This is a genomic window from Sorangiineae bacterium MSr12523, assembly GCA_037157775.1.
GTDB lineage: Bacteria > Myxococcota_A > Polyangia > Polyangiales > Polyangiaceae > Pendulispora > Pendulispora brunnea.
Window position 1 is genome coordinate 1,556,002 of the sequence record CP089982.1, and the last position, 16,687, is coordinate 1,572,688.

Sequence of the window (16,687 nt, forward strand, 5' to 3'; positions counted from 1 at the left end):
AGTGAGTCCTCCTGGCGGAAGCGACGAAACGGCGTCGCTCCTGCGTCATAGTTTGATGGCCATCCGCGAATTGCGGGCGAAGCTCGAAGCGTACGAACAGGCGAAGCACGAGCCGATGGCCATCGTGGGCATGGGCTGTCGCTACCCCGGCGGGGCCGACTCTCCGGGTGCATTTTGGAGCCTGCTGGAAAACGGCGTCGACGCGATCACGGAGGTCCCGCACGCGCGGTGGGAGCCGAGCGAGTGCGCCATGCGATATGGCGCTTTTCTCGAGTCGCCGGATCTATTCGATGCCGCGTTTTTCGGCATATCGCCGCGCGAGGCCGCGCGCATGGACCCGCAGCAGCGCCTGTTGCTCGAGGTGGCATGGCATGCCATCGAGGATGCCGGCCTCACCGCGGAAAAGCTCGCAGGCAGCGCCACCGGCGTCTTCGTAGGGGCCAATTCGACGGATTATTGGCAATTGCAGCTTTCGGAGTCGGCGGGAATCGACACGTACACGGTGATCGGCGCGAGCAATTGCATCATTGCCAATCGGCTTTCGTACTGCCTCGATCTTCGCGGACCGAGCATGACGGTGGACACGGCGTGCTCCTCGTCCCTCGTGGCCGTGGCCTTGGCCGCCCAGAGCCTGCGCGCACGCGAATGCGATACCGCCATCGTGGCGGGCATGAACATGGTGCTCTCGCCCCAGGTGAGCACTGCCCACTCCAAAGGCCTTCCCTTGGCGGCCGACGGTCGCTGCAAGACCTTCGATGCCCGTGCGGATGGTTACGTGCGCGGCGAAGGCGTTGGCTGCGTCATCCTGAAGCGGCTCTCCGATGCAACCCGCGCCGGCGATCGCATTTGGGCGGTCGTGAAGGGATGGGCGGTGAACCAGGATGGCCTGAGCAACGGGCTGACCGCGCCGAATGGTGATGCCCAGCGCGCGGTCATTCAGCGGGCGCTCGCCGGCGCGCGCATTTCGCCCGACCGAATCGGCTTGATCGAGGCCCACGGCACGGGCACCGAGCTGGGCGATCCCATCGAGGTCGAGGCGCTCAAGGAAGAATACGGCACTTCCGGCGCGCGCCCGTGTGCGCTGGGGTCCTTGAAGACGAACATCGGGCACCTGGAGGCGGGGGCGGGCATTGCGGGTCTCATCAAGGCGGCGCTCGCGATTCATCATGGGGCGATCCCGCGGAACCTGCACTTCGAGCAATTGAACGAGCACATTGGGCTCGATGGGACGCGTTTTTTCGTACCGACGGCGCGCACGCCGTGGGATGTCGCCATCGAGGACCGTTACGCAGCGGTGAGCTCGTTCGGGGCGGGGGGAACGAACGCGCACGTCATTTTGGGTGGACCGTCGGTCCAATCAGAGCCTCGCACCGAGTCTGCGGCGGAGGAGCCCCGCCTTTTGGTGCTCTCCGCCCGAACCGAGCGCGCGCTCATCGGGCTGGCCGAGCGGTATGCCGACGTGCTCGATGGACCGGAGGAGAACACGGTGTCGCTGCGCGCTTTGTGCGCGTCGGCGGGCCTGCGCCGGACGCACCACCCGAGGCGCGCGAGTGTGGTTGCATCCACGAGGGCGGAGGCGGCATTCAAGCTGCGGGCGCTCGCGGCCGCGGGGGTGGCGCGCGCGGAAGGAAAGAGCGTCGTCTTCGTCTTCCCCGGGCAGGGCTCGCAATGGCCGGGCATGGCGCGGGGGCTGTTCGCCTTTTCCAAAGCCTTCCGCGCGAAGCTCGAGGAGTGCGATCGCGCCATTCGCGTCGAGACGGGATGGTCGGTCACCGAGCGCCTCTTCGAGGGTGACGGCTCGGCGTGCCTGGAGGGCGTGCACGTCATCCAGCCCATCTTGTTCGCGTTGCAGGTCTCGCTCGCAGCGGCGTGGCGCTCCTTCGGCGTCGAGCCCGACGCCGTGGTGGGCCACAGCATGGGCGAGGTGGCCGCGGCGCACGTTGCAGGCATTTTGCAGCTGGAACACGCGGCCGCGATCATCTGCCGTCGAAGCGCGCTTTTGCGAAAGGTGGCGGGGCGCGGGGCCATGGCCCTGGTCGCGCTCTCGGCGGCCGAGGCGCGCACGCTCTTGGTGCCCTATGGTCATCGCATCGAGGTGGCGGCGAGCAACAGCCCGCATTCCACGGTGCTCTCGGGCGAGCCCGAGGCGCTGGAGTACCTTTTGGGCGAGCTGCGCGGCCGCAACGTGTTCTGCCGCGCGGTGAAGGTCGATGTGGCGTCGCACAGCCGCTACATGGATCCGTTGCGCGAGGATCTGTTGCGCGCGCTCTCGGACATCGCCCCCCGAGAGGCCGAGGTGCCGCTCCTTTCCACGGTCCTCGGGGCCGAGGCCAAAGGCCCGGAGTGCGGGCCGTCGTACTGGGTCAAGAATCTGCGCGATCCGGTGCTGTTCACCGAGGCGGTGCAGGCGCTCGCCGACGACGAGGATCGCATCTTCATCGAACTGAGTCCGCACCCCATTCTACTCACGGCCATCGAGCAGACGTTCTCGAGCCCCGAGCGCGCGCTTCCCTTGGCGTCGATGAGCCGCGACGAGAACGAAGTGGGCGTCTTTCTCGCTTCACTGGGCGCGGTGCATGCGCGTGGCGTCGCGGTCGATTTCGAAGCGCTCTTCGGCCAGGCGGAGCACGTCGCTTTGCCGCTCTATCCCTTCGACCGGGAGCGATTCTGGTATCGGCAGGCCCCGCGTGTCGCCCAGCCCATCGCGGTCGACGCACCTACCGCATCTGCCGCGAAAGAGACGCCGGCGGAGCCCGTACGTCGCAGTTTCCGTCAGGAGCTGAGCGCACTCGGACGTGCCGAGGCCGCAGCCCGCATCGAGCAACTCACTTGCGATTGCGTGGCCGGTGTACTCGGAATGCACGCCGATCGGCTCGACCGGCGCGACGGCTTCTTCCAGATTGGAATGGACTCCCGCATGGCCGCGCAGGTCGCCGCGCGTCTCTCCGCGGAGCTGGGCGAAAAGGTGCCCGTGACGACCATCATCGAGAATCCGCGGGTGGCCGCGTTGGCGCGTCATCTCGAACTTCGCATTCTGGGTCCGGCCGCCCCATCCCGACGAACGGAACCATCGGAGCCTGTGGAGCCCTCGGAGGAGGAGCTCCTCGCTTTGCTCGCCGGCGAGCTATCGCCCCACTTGGAGACTTCGGAGATTTCATCGACATGACCAGCGCCGTCGACACGCGTCCGAACCAAGACCCGAAGAGCGTCCTCTCTCGGGCCCTGCGCGAAATTCGCGAATACCGATCCCGCGTGGCCGTCCTCGAAGCGGCCCAAAACGAACCGATTGCCATCGTGGGCATGGCCTGTCGCTTGCCCGGCGGCATTTCCGATCCCGATGGCTTGTGGCAATTGTTGGTATCCGGCGGGGATGCCATCGGACACGTACCGGAAGGCCGCTGGAGCGCGGCCGAGTTTCAAGAGTCGTGCACGCGCGCAGGCGGATTCGTGCCGGATCTCGATGCCTTCGACGCGCAGTTTTTCGGCATTTCTCCGCGCGAGGCCGTATCGCTCGACCCCCAGCAGCGGCTCTTTCTCGAAATGAGCTGGGAGGCCCTGGAGAACGCGGGGCAGTCGCCGGACGAGTTGGCGGAGACGGCGACCGGCGTGTTCGTGGGGATTACGAACTACGACTATTGCCAAGTCATGATGCAAAAGACGGATCCGTCCGAGCTCGATGCCTATTGCCTCACCAGCAATGCCTCGACGTTCGCCGCGGGGCGTCTTTCCTATTGGCTGAATTTGCGCGGGCCGAGCCTCTCGGTGGACACGGCGTGTTCGTCGTCGCTGGTGGCCGTGCACTTGGCCTGTCAAAGTTTGCGCTCCGGTGAATGTGCAACGGCCATTGCCGGCGGGGTGAATGCGCTGCTCGCGCCCGAGTGGTTCGTGGTGCTTTCCCGTGCGCGCATGCTTTCGCCCGACGGGCGCTGCAAGACCTTCTCGCGCGACGCCGATGGATACGCACGCGCCGAGGGTGGAGCCGCGGTCGTGCTGAAGCGACTCTCGGATGCGATTGCGCACCGCGATCACATCTACGGCGTCATTCGCGGTTCGGCGATGAATCAGGACGGCCAGAGCGGCGGGATCACCGTGCCGAATCCCGCCGCGCAGCAGGCGGTGATTCGCGAGGCCTTGAAGCGAGCGCGCGTGGCACCTTCCGCAATCGGCTACGTCGAGGCGCACGGTACGGGCACGCCGCTGGGCGACCCCATCGAGCTGCGCGCGCTCAGCGCGGTGCTGAGCGACGGGAGGGCGCGCGATCGCCGGCTCACGGTCGGTGCGATCAAAGCGAACGTGGGCCATCTCGAGCCCGCGGCGGGGGTTACGGGGTTGCTGAAGGTGGCATTGACCCTGGAGCACGGGGCCATTCCTCCGCAGATCCACGCGGACGAGCTCAATCCGAACATCGATGTCGACGAGCTCGGCGTGCGCATTCCCACGGAGACCGTCCCGTGGCCGCGCGGAACGGAGGCGCGCATCGCCGGTTTGAGCTCCTTCGGTGCGAGCGGAACGAATGTCCACATGGTGGTGGAGGAAGGGCCGCGGCCGTGGACACGGTCATCCGCGAACGCGGAGCGGCCGCTTCATGTTCTGACGGTGTCGGCCAAGAACGAAGGCTCGTTGATCGAAGCCGTGGCCGATCTGCGCGATTATTTGGCGCGCCATCCGCACGTACCGCTGGCGAACATCGCCTTTACGCGCAACGCCGGGCGAGCGCACTTCGCCCACCGATTTGCCGTGGTGGCGAGCGATCACGCGTCGGCCATCGCCGAACTGGATGGGTTCGCGCAAAGCGGACACTGTACCAGGACGCCATCGCGCGGGCGGCCGCGGGTGGCGTTTCTCTTCACCGGGCAGGGGGCCCAGTACGCCGGGATGGCGCGCGGCCTCCATGCGGCGCACCCGATGTTCCGCAGCATCATCGACGAGTGCGACGCATTCTTGGTGCCGCACATGGACCGGCGGCTGAAGGACGTCCTCTTTGGGGACTCCGACGCGTGGATCGACGAGACGCAATACACGCAGCCGGCCCTTTTCGCCGTCGAGTATGCACTGGCCAAGCTCTGGATGTCGTGGGGCGTGCAGCCCGCTGCGCTGCTCGGACACAGCGTCGGCGAGTACGTCGCGGCCTGCATCGCGGGGATCTTTTCGCTGGAAGATGGGCTCAAGCTGATTGCCACCCGCGCGGCCATGATGCAGCGGGTGACGTTGCGCGGGGCCATGGCCTCGGTGGCCGCTACCCGCGCGCAGGTGGAGGCGGCGCTGCGCCCGCACGCGCACGAGGTCTCGCTGGCCGCGATCAACGGCGCCGAGAGCATCGTGATCTCCGGAGACGAGGCTCGGGTCGAGGCATTGATGGCCCAGTTCGGCGCGGAGGGCATCAAGTGCAAGCGCCTCACGGTGTCCCATGCCTTTCACTCGCCGCACATGGACGCGGTGGTGGACGCCCTCGCCGCGGCTGCATCGGAGATCGAGTTCGAGCGGCCGCAGATCCCGGTGATTTCGAACCTAACCGGGCAGCCACTCAGCGCGATGCTGCCGATGACCGGGCAATACTTCGCCGACCACGCGCGCCAGCCGGTCGACTTTCTGGCCGGCGTGCAGCATTTGGCTGCCCAAGGCGTCGACACCTTCGTCGAAATTGGACCGGCACCGGTGCTGCTGGCCATGGCCAAGGCGAGCGTACCCTCCTCGGAGGGCGCCCAGTTCTTGCCGTCGCTGCGCAAGGGACGCTCGGACTGGCAGACACTGCTTCCATCGGTCGCGGGGCTGTACCAAGCGGGGGCCGACATCGATTGGGACGGATTCGATCGCGATTACGAGCGCGAGCGGGTCGCACTCCCGACGTACCCCTTCCAACGTAAGCGCTTTTGGTTTTCGGCCAAGGAAAGGGCCACCCCGGCGACGCCGAAAAAGTCGTCTTCTCTGCTCGGAGAGAAAATCGCATCGCCGTTCGAGGGGATCCAATTTCAAAATACGTATTCCATTGCAGCGCACCCCTGTTTGGGGGATTGCATTCTCGACGATTTGAAGGTCGTCAACATTGGCGTCTACATCGAGGCCGCCCGTCAATCCGCCGGCAAGACGAGTGTGATTCGCGATTTGGTGGTGGTCAGCCCCTTCGTGCTGGGCGATGACGAGGAGCGCCCGGTCCATGTCGTTCTGCACCCCGAGGGTGACGGGCATCGATTCGAGTACTTCAGTCAGGCCGATCGATGGACCTTGCACGTGCAGGCTCGCATGGAGTCCATGGCGTCGCCCATCGAGGGGACTCTCCCCATCGACGAACTCCAGGTCCGCCTTCGCGAGGAAATCGACGCGGCGACCTTTTATTACCTGATGGCGCAGCGCCGATTGCATCTCGGGCCGTCGGCGCGGTGGATCGAGCATGCGTGGCGGACCGACGGAGAAGCCCTCGCTCGGATGCGCGCGCCCAGGGCAGGGGAGGCGCAGCCTTATCTGCTTCACCCGGGGTTGGTCGATGCAGCGCTGCAGCTTCTGTTTGCCTGTTTCGGGAAAGAGCAGTCGCGCGAAGCGACGTACATGCTCGTCAGCATCGACCGCGCATTCTTCGCGGCCTACCCCGGCGGGGAGACGCTCTGCCATGCGAAGTTGCGCGAGTCGAAGGGCGATGGCCGCTCGTTGGTGGCCGATGTGACGCTCGCCGATGCGCGCGGGAGCGTGTTTGCGCGTCTGGAGGGGGCGCATCTTCGGTTGGCGAGCCGCCATGCGGTTGCCGAGGCGATTCGAAGCTCAGCTTCCACGCCACCACATCCGAACCCCCGTCCATCCGGACAGAATGCACCGCAGACGATCGTCGAACGCGTGGCCGCGATCCTTCGAATGGATATCGCGGACATCGATCCCAAAGTGCCATTGCACACATTGGGGTTCGACTCGTTGATGACCGTCGAATTGGCCAATACGACGAAACGCGACTTCGGCGTGACGTTGCCCATGACCTTGGTGGCCGACGGTGCGTCGCTCGAGACCATCATCGAACGGGTCACGTCGCGAGGGCAGGGAAAGCCGAGCGACGAGAGCCAGATTACCCACGACGCCGCCGGACGCCATGCTCCCTTCGGCCTCACCGATCTTCAACAAGCCTACCTCCTCGGCCGCAGCGGCCTATTCGAGCTGGGCGACACCTCGACCTACTTCTTCCTCGAGGTCGACGTCACCGATCTCGACCTCCCGCGCTTCGAGTCCAGCTTCCGCGAAGTCATCCGCCGCCATGACATGCTTCGCGCCGTCGTATCGCCCGACGGCGAACAACGGGTCCTCGCCGAGGTCCCCGACTACGTCATCGACACACTGGATCTGCGCGGCCGCGAACCGGCCGACGTCGAGGCCGCGCTGCTCGCCACCCGCGTCCAGATGTCCGAGCAGGTCCTCCCCGCCGAGCGCTTTCCGCTCTTCGACGTGCGCGCCACCTTGCTCGACAAGGGGGTGACCCGCGTCCATCTTGGCTTCGACGCGCTCATCGTCGATGCCTGGAGCACCTCCCTGCTCTTGCGCGAGTGGGCCACCATTTACCGAGGCGGCGGCGCGTCCCTGCCCAAACTGGAAATCACATTTCGCGACTACGTGCGCGGTCTCGAGCGCCTCGAGGATACCGATTCCTACCGCAGCTCGCGCGCCTATTGGATGGAGCGCCTCCCGACCCTGCCTCCTCCTCCGGAGCTGCCCCTCGCCAAATCACCGTCGCTCGTCAAAAAAGGCCGCTTCGTCCACCGCAGCACGCGCCTCGGCGCCGAACGATGGCAACGCCTGCAAGAACACGCGAAGCGCCTCGGGGTCACCACCTCGGCGGCCATTTGCACGGCATACGCCGAGGTGCTCGCCGCTTGGAGCAAGTCGAGCCACTTCACGCTCAATGTTCTCTTCTTCAACCGACGCCCGCTGCACCCGCAGGTTAGCCAACTCGTTGGCAACTTCAGCGCCACCTCGCTCCTCGAGGTCGACGGCGATCCACGTGAAAGCTTCACCAGCCGCGCGCGCAAACTCCAGCGCCAGCTCTGGAGCGATCTCGAACACTCGGACATGAGCGGTGTCCGCGTCTTGCGCGAGTTCAATCGGCTCCACGGAAACCGCGCCCGCGCCGGCATGCCCGTGGTCTTCGCCAGCACGATCAACTTCCGTTCGGACGACGAGCCGGTACCGCTCGGACTCGGGCAGCACCTTTCGGCCATGGGCACCTCGGCGCGCGAGATCGGCAGCTCGATCCGCACCCCGCAGGTTTGGCTCGACCATCAAGTCGTTCAAGACGGCGGTGAGCTCATCGTCAACTGGGACGTGGTCGAGGAGCTCATGCCCGAGGGCATGATTCCCGCGATGTTCGCGGCATACCGCGACCTCCTCGTTCGCCTCGCCGACGATCCGCAGGCATGGGAATCCGCGCGTCTCCTGACGCCGGACGAAGACCTGGAAACGCGGCGCAAGGCCAATGACACAGCGGCCCCTGTTCCCGAAGGCTTGCTCCACGACGCCTTCTGCCGCCGCGCCGCGGAAGACCCCGCGCGCATCGCCATCGCCACGGCCACCCGCACTCTGAGCTACGGCGACGTAGACCGCCTCTCGAACCGCCTCGCGCATTGGCTGCGTCGAAACGGTGCACGCCCCAACCAGCTCGTGGCCGTGCGCATGGAAAAAGGCTGGGAGCAAGTCGTGGCCGTGCTCGCCGTGCTCAAGGCCGGCGCGGCCTACGTCCCCATCGATGCCCGCCTTCCCGAGGATCGCGTGCGCACTCTGCTCGTGGACGCGCAAGTGAATCTCCTTTTGACGCAATCGTGGCTCGAGCCCGTACCCGTCGACGGCATCGCCACCCGCTCCGTCGATCCCGAGCTGCAGGCCGCGCCCACGCAAGACGACGGCCGCGCGCTCGCCGCCGTCCAGCGCCCGACCGATCTCGCGTACGTCATCTACACCTCGGGATCCACCGGCGTTCCCAAGGGCGTCATGATCGAGCACCGCGCCGCGCTCAACACCATCGTCGACTTGAACGAGCGCTTTCACGTGACCGCGTCCGATCGCGTCCTATCGCTCTCGGCGCTCAATTTCGATCTTTCCGTCTACGACATCTTCGGTCTTCTCGCCGTGGGAGGCGCCATCGTCCTCCCCGATCCGCGCGAGCTTCGCGAGCCCGCCCATTGGACGAGCCTCGTCGTGCAGCACGGCGTCACCATCTGGAACACCGTCCCCGCACTCATGGAAATGCTCGTGGGGCACGGAGCATCCCGCAATGAGCCGTTGCCGCTTCGCACCATCATGATGAGCGGCGATTGGATCCCCGTCACCCTTCCGGACCGCATCCGCGAATGGCTCCCGGATTCGGATGTCTACAGCCTGGGCGGCGCCACCGAGGCGGCCATCTGGTCCATCTATTATCCAATTACCGAGACGAAGCCCGGCTGGACCAGCGTGCCGTACGGCAAGCCGCTGCGCAATCAGCGCATGTACGTCCTCAACGATGCCATGCAGCCGTGCCCCACGTGGGTGCCGGGCCAGCTCTACATCGGTGGCGAAGGGGTTGCCCGCGGCTATTGGCGCGACGAAGTGAAAACCCGGCGAAGCTTCATCCGCCACCCCATCTCGGGGGAACGCCTTTACCGCACGGGCGATTTGGGTCGCTATTGGCCCGACGGCCATATCGAGTTTCTCGGTCGCGAGGACGGCCAGGTCAAGATTCAGGGATACCGCATCGAGCTCGGTGAAATCGAAGCGGCCCTCGCGCAACATCCCGCCGTGCGGGCCGTTGCAGCCACCGCCATCGGTGAGGCCCGCGGCAACAACAAGCGCCTCGTCGCCTTTGCACAATCCGACGATGCCGCGGTCTCGGGCGACGACTTGCGCGCATGGCTCCTGGGGAAAATTTCCGAATACGCCGTCCCGCAGGCCATCACCCTCGTCCCGAGTCTTCCGCTCAGCGCGAACGGCAAAGTCGACCGCAGCGCGCTCGTGCAAATGGCCTCGCACGCTGCCAGCGACAAGGATGCGCCGGTGGCACCGCGGACGGAGACCGAAACGGCGTTGGTGGATATCTGGCGGCAACTTCTCGCCGCCGACGAAATTGGCATTCGCCAAAGCTTTTTCGACTTGGGGGGAAGCTCGGTGACGGCCGTTCGTCTCATGAGCCGCATTCACCAGCGCTTCGACATCGAACTTCCGCTTTCCACCTTGTTCGAGCACCCCACCGTCGAACAGCTCGCCCAATCCATCGAGACGGGCGCCCATCGCCGTGCCTTGGTGGCCATTCAACCGCGGGGCACGGGCACGCCGTTTTTCTTCATGCACCCCGTGGGCGGCAATGTCCTCTGCTATGCCGAGCTTGCCCGCCTCCTTGGAACGGAGCAACCGTTCTACGGACTCCAGGCGCTCGCCGAGCAAGGCGAGACCCTGGAGGAAATGGCCGGGCACTACATTGCCGAGATCCGCCGGGTGCAGCCGCATGGCCCGTACCGCCTCGGCGGTTGGTCGATGGGTGGCGTTCTCGCCTTCGAAATGGCCCAACAACTCCGAGCCGCGGGCGAATCCATCGAGCTCCTCGCGATTCTCGACATCACCGAATCCCCTTCGTGCGATGGGAACCCTCGCGTCGTCGACGACAGCGCCCTCCGGACCTGGTTCGAAACCGATCTCGCCGCCCTCGCCGCGGGTGACGAAACTTCGGCTCTCTTCTCACTTTTCAAACGAAACTCGAGAGCTCTTCTCGCCTATCAATCGAAGCACTACGATGGCCCAATCCTCTTTTTCCGAGGAACGGACCGCGGCGGTGCCCGCGCCGAGGTTGCGCGGGAGTGGCTCCAGATGGCGCAGGGCGGACGGGTCGTCGACCTCGCCTGCGACCATTACGGCATCGTCCGCGCGCCCTTCATCCACACCATTGCGACCGAGCTTCAGAAGGAAATCCAATGAGCCTTAGCGACGCCCAGAAAAAATACCTGAACCAGTTCGTCGACGCCTACGTTTCCAAGAGCCGCGCCTCGCGCGAGCGCCGCGAGCAAGGTTGGCCCAAGCTCGCCGATCCGCGGTCTTCGAGCGGCTTTTCCTCGCGCTTGCCGCCCGTCGTTCGCGATTTCTGGCTGGCCACGAAGCGTCTGCGATACCCCCTCGTGGGTGTGCGCTGTGAGGGGGCGTACGTGTGGGACCTCGACGGAAATCGCTATACGGATTTCGCATTTGGATTCGGCGTTCATCTCTTCGGGCACCGGCCCAAGTTTCTCGTCGATGCCATCACCGAGCGCGTGGCGCAGGGAACCCCCATGGGCTTCCAATCGGAGACGGCCGCGGAGGTCGCCGCCGCCATTTCCAACCTGACCGGCGACGAGCGCGTGGCCTTCTCCAACACGGGCACCGAGGCCGTGATGACCGCCACCCGCCTGGCCCGCGCCGCCACCGGCCGGTCCAAAATCGTGGTCTTCGCGGACTCCTACCACGGCTCGCACGACGACGTGGTGAGCGCCATCGACTTCACCTTGGGCATCGCCCCGAATCACCTGGCCGACTCCATCGTTCTCAAATATGGGGACCCCAAGAGCCTCGAAACCATCGAGCAGCGCGCCGACGAAATTGCCGCGGTGCTCGTCGAGCCCGTGCAAGCACGCCACCCCGAGCTGCAGCCTGCTGCATTTTTGCACGAGCTGCGCGCCATCACCGCGCGCCGCGGAATCGTCCTGGTCTTCGATGACGTGCTCCTGGGCTTCCGCGTCCATCAGGGCGGCAGCCAGGCTTATTTCGATATTCGCGCGGACCTCGCCACCTACGGCAAGGTCATTGGCGGGGGCATGCCCATCGGCATCATCGCCGGCAAGCCGGAATACATGAACCTCATCGACGGCGGGCCTTGGCAATTCGACGGCGACGAATACCCCAAGGTCGACAAGATCTGGTTCGCCGGCACCTTCAACAAGAACCCGCTGACCATGGCCACCACCAAAGCCATGGTCGAGCGCCTCACGGCCGAGGGCCCCGCCTTGCAAGAGGGCTTGAACCGCCGGGCCGCGGCCCTCACCGACGGCCTTGGCGCATGGCTGGAGACGGAGGGATTCCCGATTCGCATCGCGCGCTATGGCTCGATGTTCAAATTCGTCATGCCTCCGCACGCCACGTTGCTCATTCAGCATTTGCACATGCGCGGCATCTTCACCTGGGAAGGAATGGTCTTCTTCTTGTCGCCGGCCCATTCCGATGCGGATCTCGCATCCTTCGAGGACGCGGTGAAGGACAGCCTTTTGACCATGCGCAAGGGCGGATACCTCGTCTGACACCCATGCACCGCTCCTTTTGGATCATCGCATCGGCGGTTTGCTTCGGCACCGGTTTGACCGTATCGCGGCTCGGGCTGGCGGCTTTCTCGCCGTTGGTCTACACCGGGTTGCGGCTTCTCGTCGCCCTCGGTGCGTTCGCCGTCCTGTCCTTGGTGCGAAGGCGCGTTCCGCCGCGCGATGCGCGCCTTTGGATTCCTGCGCTTTGTTTGGGCATCACCGGCACGGCGCTGCCGATGTTGAGCATCGTCTCCGCGCTGCAGATGGTGTCGAGCGGTGTGGCCGCCATCATTGCCACGTGCGGTCCGGCGTTCGCGGTGGTCTTTGCCCATATCGCGTTACCGGACGAGAAATTGAACGTGCGAAAAGCGCTGGGCATTGCGGTGGCGGTGGCCGGCGCCGCCAGCCTCGCGCTGCAACGTGAAACGGGATTGGGCACATCGTCCGGGCAGGGCAATCTACTTGGATATGGCCTCTTGGCGCTCGCCCTCGCGGCGAGCCACGCGTCGCTGGTGCTAACGCGGAAGTATCTGCGCAACTATGCGCTTTCCGACGTCGTGCGCATCCAGATCCTCGCGGCCACCGCGGTGCTCGCCCCCTTCGTCGTCACGGGGCTGGATCTGGAGCGCGTGCACGATCCGGCCATGGCCTGGTTCAGTGTTCTATTCGGTGGCATCGTCGGCACGTTCCTGGCGTTCTCGTCGCGCTTCCACGTGTTGCGCACGTTCGGTGCGACGGATGCGGCGGCCATCGATTACGTCGTGCCCATCGTGGCGTCGGCGGGTGGAGTCATCATTGCCGACGAGACGGTCACCTTGCCGATGCTCGCGGGCGTCTGTGCGATTTTTGCGGGGGTGGCGCTCCTTCAGGGAAGGAGTCCCAAGAAACCGCAAAAGGTATTCGAAGAAACATTCGTTTCCACTTTCGAGGAGCCTAATTCATGAAATCGGTCGAAGTCTTGAATGAAGAGCGCAGTGCTGGAACCATCGCATTGGACCTCGCGGTCGTAGACCTGGCGAAGTTCGAGGCGGCGGAAGGGGAGGAGCGCGCGCGCATGGCCGCCGCCTTCGACCAGGGCATGCGCGAAATCGGTTTTGGCGTCATCACCGGCCACGGGCTGCCCGCCGGCCTCTTTCAGCGCGTGCTCGACGTCACCCGCGGATTGTTCGACCTGCCGCTCACGGAGAAGGCCGAGATCTCCTCGCGCGTCGCGGAAGGGCAATTCTGCGGCTGGGTACCATTCGCGGCCGACGCCGCCTCGCGCGTGTACGGGGCCAAAAACGACACCCCGGCCGATCTGCGCGAGCGTTTCCGCGCGGTGATTTCCAATTGCGACGAAGTCCGCCAAAAGGTGGGCCCGAACCAGTGGCCGGCCTCGTTGCCCGAGGTTCGCGAAACGTGGACCGAATATTACCGATTGATGGAGCAGGTGGGCGCGCGGGTCATGCGCCTCGCGGCGGCCTCTCTCGGGTTGTCGGATTGGTATTTCGACGAGTACTTCGAGCGGCATTTCAGTGTCATGATGGCCACGCATTCGCCGCCGTTCACGGGAGTGGCCCAGCCCGGCCAATCCCGCTGCGGAGCCCACACGGACACGGGCACGATGACCTTCGTGTACCAGCCGAACACCCGCGGTGGCCTTGAGGTGCAGATCGACGGCCAGTGGCGCATGCCCGTGCCCCCCGAGGGCAGCTTCGTGGTCAACTGTGGAGATCTCATGGCCCGCTGGACCAACAACCGATGGCGCTCGACCGTCCACCGCGTAGGCGGCCCCGGCGCCCCCTTGCGCGAGCGCCGCCAATCGCTGGTCTTCTTCCACCAGCCCGCCCTCGACGTAAAACTCCAATGCGTCCCCACCTGCACCGACGCCCGCAACCCGCCCCGCTACGCGCCGATTACCCTGCGCGAACACTTCACGCATCAGCAACAACTGCTGGCCACGCGTGATCTCTCGGTCGCAAGCTGAGGAGAGAACGCCAGGATCGCCAGGGGTTCAACGCCAGGGCCGCCAGCAGTAGGCACAATAATAAACCAAATTAGGGTTTATTGTTGGTTCACCTTGCGATCCTGGCGATTCTTTTCTGGCGTCCTGGCGGTTTTCTTCTAGCCGTTTCCCTCAGAGCACGAGCTCAATCGCCGTCCTGTTGGCGGAGTGGTGATACAAATCGTCCTCGTGGCTCCAAGCGAACGTCACGTAGTAGCGTTGGCCCTCCGCGAGCGGCACGCTGAACTTGTCGCCGCTATCGAGATCGATCTCGAAGTCGATGCTCGTCGTCCTCCCCGACTCGGTACCATGGCTCGAGCGCACGGCGTTGCGTCCGCCCAGGGCGGTCATGGGGCGGTGGTTCGGGGGGTCGGCGAGGTGCTCTTCGACCACCGTGCGGCCGTCTTTGACGTAGCCCATGACCAGGCGCGTGCCGCGCAGATCGCGCACACGATTGAAACCGACGGTGACCCATCCCAACGTGGACGCAGTCATCCGACCTTGGAGAACGTTGCCGTGGATCTGCCACTCGAAGGTCACACCGGCAGCCGTCGCTTTCTTCGTCTTCCCGTTTGACTTCATCGCACCACTAGTTATCTTGGCGTCGAGATCTGTTGTCAAGGCAACAAAAAATACTGAGGGAGAGAAGGATGGCTATCCAAACCGGCTTCGTCGTTCACACCGCAGAAACAGCCCCCGAGGGGTCACGCCCCTTCCTGGTGGGCGCCAAAGAGCAGTTCGGATTCGTTCCCACCCCCATGGCCAAAATGGCCAGCTCGCCCGTCGTGCTGGAGTCATTTCTGTCCAACCTCCCCATTTTCGAGAAGAGCAGCCTGTCACCCATCGAGCGCGAAGTGGTGATCATGGCGGTCGCCGTTCATAACGGCTGTCACTATTGCGTGCCCATGCACACCGCGATCCTCAAGCGCATGGATGCGCCGGAGGACCTCATCAATGCGCTTCGCGATGGCACGCGTATTGGCAACCCCAAGCTGCAGGCCTTGGCGGAGTTCACCCGCCGCGTTCTGCAGACGCGCGGTCACGCGGGCGAGACCGCCGTGTCGGCGTTCTACGACGCGGGCTTCAACCAGCAGAACGCACTGGACGTCGTGTTGGGCGTTTCCGTGTTCACCCTCACGACCTATGCCATCGCCCTGACGGAGCCGAAGCTCGACCCTGCCTTCGAGCCCTTCAAGTGGACACCCCCCGCAGGTAAGTGACGATCGCAAGATTCTCCAAGTTTGGCTGCCGGCTCAGGTGCTAGTTTGAAGCGGTAAATGACCGCACATGGGTTTGCACTGTTCGAGACGGCCATTGGTCGATGCGGCATCGCGTGGGGGGAGCGCGGTGTCGCATCGGTGCAGCTTCCCGAGGCACGCGAGGCCGACACGCGGGCGCGCATGCTTCGGCGATTTCCGGGCGCGCAGGAATTGCCCCCGTCTCCGGAGGTGCAGCGCGCGGTCGAAGCCATCGTAGCGCTGCTTCGCGGCGAGCGGACCGATCTCGCGGACATCCCGCTGGACATGAACGGCGTGTCGCCGTTTTACCAGCGCGTGTACGAGGTCGCGCGCACCATTGCACCGGGGGCCACGCTCTCGTATGGCGAGGTGGCCACGCGGCTTGGTTCGCCGGGCTCGGCGCGTGCGGTGGGGCAGGCCCTCGGGCGAAACCCGTTTCCCATCGTGGTCCCGTGCCATCGCGTCCTCGCGGCCGGCGGCAAGATGGGCGGCTTTTCGGCGAACGGTGGCATCACCACGAAATTGAAGCTGCTTACGATCGAGGGCGCCCGGCACGAAGGCGCGCGCAGCTTCGACGCCGACGAGGCCATTGCGCATTTGCGCGCCAAGGATGCACGCCTCGGACGCCTTTTCGACAAGGTGGGCCCTTTTCGCATGCGCGTCGACGAGACGCCGAGCATCTTCCTCGCGCTGGCCGAATCCATCGTGTACCAGCAGCTCACCACGAAGGCCGCGGCCACCATCTTCGCGCGGGTGCGTGCCCTCTTCCCGCATGCGGCCGAAGGCTTCGCGCCCGAGCACGTCTTGCGCGCATCCGACGAAAAACTCCGCGGCGCCGGCCTCTCGCGTGCCAAGCTTCTCGCCCTGCGCGACCTCGCCCAAAGGGCAAAAGATGGCGAGCTTCCCACCTTGGACGACGTTCGAGGCATGACCGACGAGACGATCATCGAGCGCCTCACCGAGGTCCGCGGCATTGGCCGGTGGACCGTGGAAATGCTGCTCATCTTCCGTCTCGGCCGGCCCGACGTCCTCCCCGTGGACGACTACGGCATCCGCAAAGGCTTCATGCTCGCGTTCGGAAAGAGTGAAATGCCCGAGCGCAAGGCCCTGGAAAAGTACGGAACCCGCTGGAAACCGTACCGCTCGGTGGCAAGTTGGTACTTATGGCGGGCCCTGGAGGCGACCTGGCCCTAGACTTCCTT

The 16,687-nt window shown here is 65.2% G+C and carries 8 protein-coding genes; 7 read left to right on the forward strand and 1 reads right to left on the reverse strand.

Going from position 1 to position 16,687, the window contains the following annotated elements:
- The first annotated feature begins 1 nt into the window (after window position 1).
- From LZC95_06185 to LZC95_06205, 5 genes are read left to right on the forward strand one after another with little or no spacing between them, the layout of a single operon-like run.
- Window positions 2-3,166 carry an acyltransferase domain-containing protein gene (locus LZC95_06185; protein WXA96426.1) on the forward strand — a complete coding sequence of 1,055 codons (3,165 nt, stop codon included), beginning with the start codon at window positions 2-4 and terminating at the stop codon, window positions 3,164-3,166.
- On the forward strand, window positions 3,163-10,914 hold the full coding sequence (locus tag LZC95_06190; GenBank protein ID WXA96427.1) for an amino acid adenylation domain-containing protein: 7,752 nt from the start codon (window positions 3,163-3,165) through the stop codon (window positions 10,912-10,914). Before LZC95_06185 ends, LZC95_06190 begins: the two co-directional genes overlap by 4 nt.
- Window positions 10,911-12,263, forward strand: coding sequence for an aminotransferase class III-fold pyridoxal phosphate-dependent enzyme (locus LZC95_06195; GenBank protein ID WXA96428.1), 1,353 nt, complete (start codon window positions 10,911-10,913; stop codon window positions 12,261-12,263). The genes LZC95_06190 and LZC95_06195 overlap by 4 nt, the downstream gene beginning before the upstream one ends.
- Before the next feature lie 5 nt (window positions 12,264-12,268).
- A complete protein-coding gene (locus LZC95_06200; protein ID WXA96429.1) occupies window positions 12,269-13,207 on the forward strand; it encodes a DMT family transporter in 939 nt (312 codons plus the stop codon).
- On the forward strand, window positions 13,204-14,229 hold the full coding sequence (locus LZC95_06205) for a hypothetical protein (GenBank protein ID WXA96430.1): 1,026 nt from the start codon (window positions 13,204-13,206) through the stop codon (window positions 14,227-14,229). Before LZC95_06200 ends, LZC95_06205 begins: the two co-directional genes overlap by 4 nt.
- Window positions 14,230-14,379: 150 nt before the next feature.
- On the opposite strand, the gene LZC95_06210 is transcribed toward LZC95_06205, so the two are convergent.
- Window positions 14,380-14,829 carry a DOMON domain-containing protein gene (locus tag LZC95_06210; GenBank protein WXA96431.1) on the reverse strand — a complete coding sequence of 150 codons (450 nt, stop codon included), beginning with the start codon at window positions 14,827-14,829 and terminating at the stop codon, window positions 14,380-14,382.
- A 68-nt stretch (window positions 14,830-14,897) separates the two neighbouring features.
- Here LZC95_06210 and LZC95_06215 point away from each other — a divergent pair, with 68 nt between their 5' ends.
- Window positions 14,898-15,467, forward strand: coding sequence for a carboxymuconolactone decarboxylase family protein (locus LZC95_06215; GenBank protein WXA96432.1), 570 nt, complete (start codon window positions 14,898-14,900; stop codon window positions 15,465-15,467).
- Window positions 15,468-15,524: 57 nt separating this feature from the next.
- On the forward strand, window positions 15,525-16,679 hold the full coding sequence (locus LZC95_06220; protein ID WXA96433.1) for a methylated-DNA--[protein]-cysteine S-methyltransferase: 1,155 nt from the start codon (window positions 15,525-15,527) through the stop codon (window positions 16,677-16,679).
- Window positions 16,680-16,687: the final 8 nt, after the last annotated feature.